Origin of the sequence: Daejeonella sp. (assembly GCF_044342615.1) — a bacterium.
Classification (GTDB): Bacteria; Bacteroidota; Bacteroidia; order Sphingobacteriales; family Sphingobacteriaceae; genus Daejeonella.
This window is the reverse complement of sequence record NZ_JBIIPN010000183.1, coordinates 1-4185: the sequence shown is the minus strand read 5'-3', so window position 1 is coordinate 4185 and position 4185 is coordinate 1. Positions and strand designations below refer to the sequence as shown.

The window sequence follows — 4185 nt, the reverse complement described above, 5'->3', positions numbered from 1 at the left end:
TAATTACTTATAAACCTGTATTAGCAATTGATGTTATTATATCTAATGTCACTGAAAATCAGGCAGATATAACTTTCAATAAAGAAAATACAGAACATCGCTTATGGAAAATTGATGATGAGAAAATCTTATTTATTTTGGTTGATGAATTCTCTAAATTATCTTCAACATATATAGCTGATGGTCACCATAGGGCAGCTGCCACTTCTTTATTGGGAATTCAAAGACGAAAACTAAATCTTAAACATCAGGGAGATGAGGAATATAACTTCTTTACCTCAATATATATGAGTACAGATCAATTAAAGGTATATGGATTCAATAGATTATTGAAGGATCTAAATGGATTATCAATTGATAAAGTAATTAGTTTAATTTCTCAACATTTCGATATTATTCAATCTTTAAATGTGGTTCAACCAAGTAATAATCATGTATTTGGTATGTATTTAGCTGGAAATTGGTACCAATTAAGTGCTAAATATGAAATTACAAATAGTTGTAATCCACTTTCAAAGTTAGATGTATCTATATTACAAGATTATATTTTAGCTCCCATTTTCGAGATTAAAAACCCTAGAACGGATTCAAGAATTAACTATAGGGGAGGATTATTACCTATAAATGATTTAATTACTCTTGTAGATAGTGGTGAATATGCTATCGCATTTACTTTATATCCCACAGGTATTGATCAACTTATGGAAGTGGCTGATGCAGGGGAGGTTATGCCACCTAAATCTACTTGGTTTGAGCCTAAATTTGATGTTGGTCTCTTAATTCATCAAATTAATTGATTTAATCTAGCTGATATTTTAAGCCTCTTTTTGCTATTTCTACTTGATAGTGATTGTCGTTTAATGCCTGACTTAAACTTTCTAATGAACTCATTTCTCCATGGACTAAAAAGACTTTTTTTAGTTTTTGAGGATCCTGTTGCTTTACAAAATTTACCAAATCATTATGATCACCATGACCACTAAAAAGGTCTGTTTGTTTTATGGTGGCAAAAACTGATAATTCTCGATGCCTTAAATTGATAATTGGGTCTCCGCGAAGTAATCGATGTCCCAATGTGCCCTTTGAACAATATCCAATAAATAAAATCGTACAATAGTAATTTGAGATGTTATAATATAAATGATCTTGAATTCGACCTCCTTCAAGCATTCCTGCCGAAGAAATAATAATACAGGGTTCATAATAATTAGATATGGCCTTACTCGCATTCATATCCTGTATATACTCGAGATTATCAAACTCAAATTCATCACCTGAGTTTTTATAAAATTCTTGTGCTTCATCACTTACTAAATGATGATGCTTTCTAAAAATATCAGTGGCGTATGTAGCCATGGGACTATCAACAAAGACTTTAACTTTAGGTATAAGTCCTTTTTTGAATATTTTATTCAATGAATATACTAAAGCTTGAGTTCTTCCTACACTAAATGCAGGTATGATGAGTCGGCCGGGTGACTTAACGCAAGTTTCAAGTATGGTTTCAGTTAACAATTCATCAACACTTTGAGTGGCTTTATGCATTCTGCCACCATAAGTAGATTCACATACGAGGTAATCAACTTCAGGTAATGTTTCAGGATCCCTTAATACAGGGTAATTTTTTCTTCCGAGATCACCACTAAAAGCAATTGTTTTCTTAATTCCGTGTTCTTCAATAGTAAAAATAGCAGCTGCGGCACCCAATAAATGTCCCACAGGAATGAACGTAAGACTTATTTGTCCGTTGATACGAAACGCTTTATTAAAAGCAATCGTTACAAAACGATCAACCGTTTCCATCACATGTTTTTGAAGATAAAGAGGCTTAGGCCCAGCTGAAAATCCTCTTTTTCCCTTGCGATTTTTACGTTGTTTATTAAGAAATATATTGACGGAGTCTAATAGAAGTAATTCAGTTAAATCTGCTGTAGGAGAGGTGCATAATATTTGACCTTCGAAACCAAAACGGACTAGAGTAGGTAAATTACCCGAATGATCGATATGCGCATGAGTTAATACTACTAAATTTATTTCAGTAGGTTGAAATGGAAATTGTTCATTTTCTTCAATCCAAGTGTCTTTTTCGTAATCTAAACCACAATCAATAAGGATTTTATAGCCATCTGTCTCCAATAGATGCATACTACCTGTAACTTGCCTAGCAGCACCCCAAATGCTTAAATTCATAGATATATATTTATGTGTTTAGACTTAAAATAGAGTTAATTTAGGATTACTCTGTTTTATTATCCTGATTATCTAATTGTAGCTCAGATAAATAACGATACAATCCACTTTTATTTTTCATTAATTCTGAATGATTTCCGCTTTCAACAACTTTTCCTTTTTCAAGAACAATGATTTTGTCTGCTTCACGAATAGTAGATAATCTATGGGCGATAATTATAGAAGTTCTATTTTTCATTAATTCTTCAAGTGCTTCTTGAACTAAACGTTCTGATTCTGAATCTAATGAAGATGTTGCCTCATCAAGAATTAATAATGCTGGATCCTTTAAAAGAGCTCTAGCAATGGCAATTCTTTGTCTTTGGCCTCCAGAAAGCTTAACACCTCTTTCACCAACCAAAGTATCATATCCCTCAGGAAAGCCCTCTATAAATTCATGTGCATTTGCTCGTTTGGCAGCAATCAAAATATCTTCTTCACTAGCATTCAATCTTCCATAAGCAATATTTTCACGGATGGTACCACCAAATAGTAAAACATCTTGAGGAACAATTGCCACCTGATTCCTGATGTCTGTTAATGAGAAATCTGTTGATGGCTTTCCATCAAATAACAATTGACCACTTTGTGTTTCATAAAAGCGTAGTATAAGTCCGGCAATTGTCGACTTTCCAGCACCACTAGGGCCAATAATTGCGACTTTCTCACCCATTTTAGCATGAAAAGAAACACCATTTAAAACAGTAATTTCTTTCCTGGATGGATAAGCAAATACTACATTATTAAACTCTAAATTTCCTGATATTTTATGTATTACGACATTGTTTTTATCATTCATTGAAATAGGTTCATTCTCTTCTTCCAGTATCTCTAACACCCTTTCACTAGCTCCAAATGCCTTTTGCATAGTTGCATAGAGTTCAGGAAAACTTCCCATTGCTGCGCCAACAAAGGTAGATAGTAAAATGAAGGTAAACATACTAGCAATGCTAATTTCTCCGATTTGAACAAGATGAGAGCCGTACCAAACAACAGAAACTATAGTTCCAAATAAACAAAATACTATAAATGAAGCAAATACACCTCTAAATTTAGCTCCACGCATGGCTATTTTAACTACCTCACGAATACTTTTATTGTATCTTCCTACCTCAAATGCTTCATTAACAAAGGCTTTTACATTTGAAATTCCCTGAAGTGTCTCTTCAACTATAGTATTTGATTCTGCAAGTTTATCTTGTGCTTGTCGGCTTATTTTTCTAATAAAGCGCCCGAAAATCACAGCTACGGCGACTAATATTGGTAAAACGGCAAGCAGCATCAATGTCAGTTTGCCCGAAACTAGAACAAGAAAAATAATCCCACCTGTAAAAATGATTACCTGTCTTATCATTTCAGCCAAGGTTGTTGTTATGGCATCCTGAATTTGTGATAAATCAGCTGATAGTCTACTATTTAGTTCACCAACTCTTCTTTGCGAGAAAAAATTCATTGGTAAGGTTATCAATTTATGATAGGTGTCTCTTCTAATATCTGCAAGTCCTTTTTCAGCTACTTCTACAAACCAATTAATACGATAAAAAGAGAAAATTGCTTGAATAAATAATACTCCAAGTAGTGTTAATGCAACTGTATTTATTTCAGTAGGAAAAACATCAAGTATCTCATTGGGTACCATTTTACCACCTTGAGCTGTTTGCGCTCCCGAGCCTATTAATCGACCCATCAATAATGGGAATAAAAACGAACTAGCGCTTGAGAAAATTAGGCAAGCTAATCCTAAAAAAAACTTTGTTCTATATGGTTTTAGATAAAGCAATAACCTCATTACTTGCTTTAAACTTTCCTTATTAATTTTAGCTTTAGGAAGTTCTTCCGCTTGAGCGTTACCACTATTTAATCGAGCACGTGCCATGTTTATTTTAAAGGATTTATTTTACCAAATTTGGCTTGTCAAAAATAACTATATTTAGATATTCTTCGCCTTTTTGATAC

Annotated in this window: 3 protein-coding genes; 1 reads left to right on the top strand and 2 read right to left on the bottom strand. The window is 33.3% G+C overall.

The genetic code is table 11. From position 1 onward, the window contains the following. Window positions 1-797 (top strand): DUF1015 domain-containing protein (locus tag ACIQ0D_RS11910; RefSeq protein WP_395805902.1); only part of this gene is annotated, 797 nt, incomplete at its 5' end. Between the two features lies 1 nt (window position 798). Here ACIQ0D_RS11910 and ACIQ0D_RS11905 read toward each other — a convergent pair. Together ACIQ0D_RS11905 and ACIQ0D_RS11900 are read right to left on the bottom strand one after the other, a co-directional pair. Continuing rightward, window positions 799-2190: an MBL fold metallo-hydrolase gene (locus tag ACIQ0D_RS11905; RefSeq protein ID WP_395805900.1), complete on the bottom strand. Its 1392-nt coding sequence runs from the start codon at window positions 2188-2190 to the stop codon at window positions 799-801. 46 nt (window positions 2191-2236) lie between these two features. Then, entirely contained in the window at window positions 2237-4105 is a 1869-nt protein-coding gene (locus tag ACIQ0D_RS11900) for an ABC transporter ATP-binding protein (protein ID WP_395805898.1), read from the bottom strand. Window positions 4106-4185 lie beyond the last annotated feature (80 nt).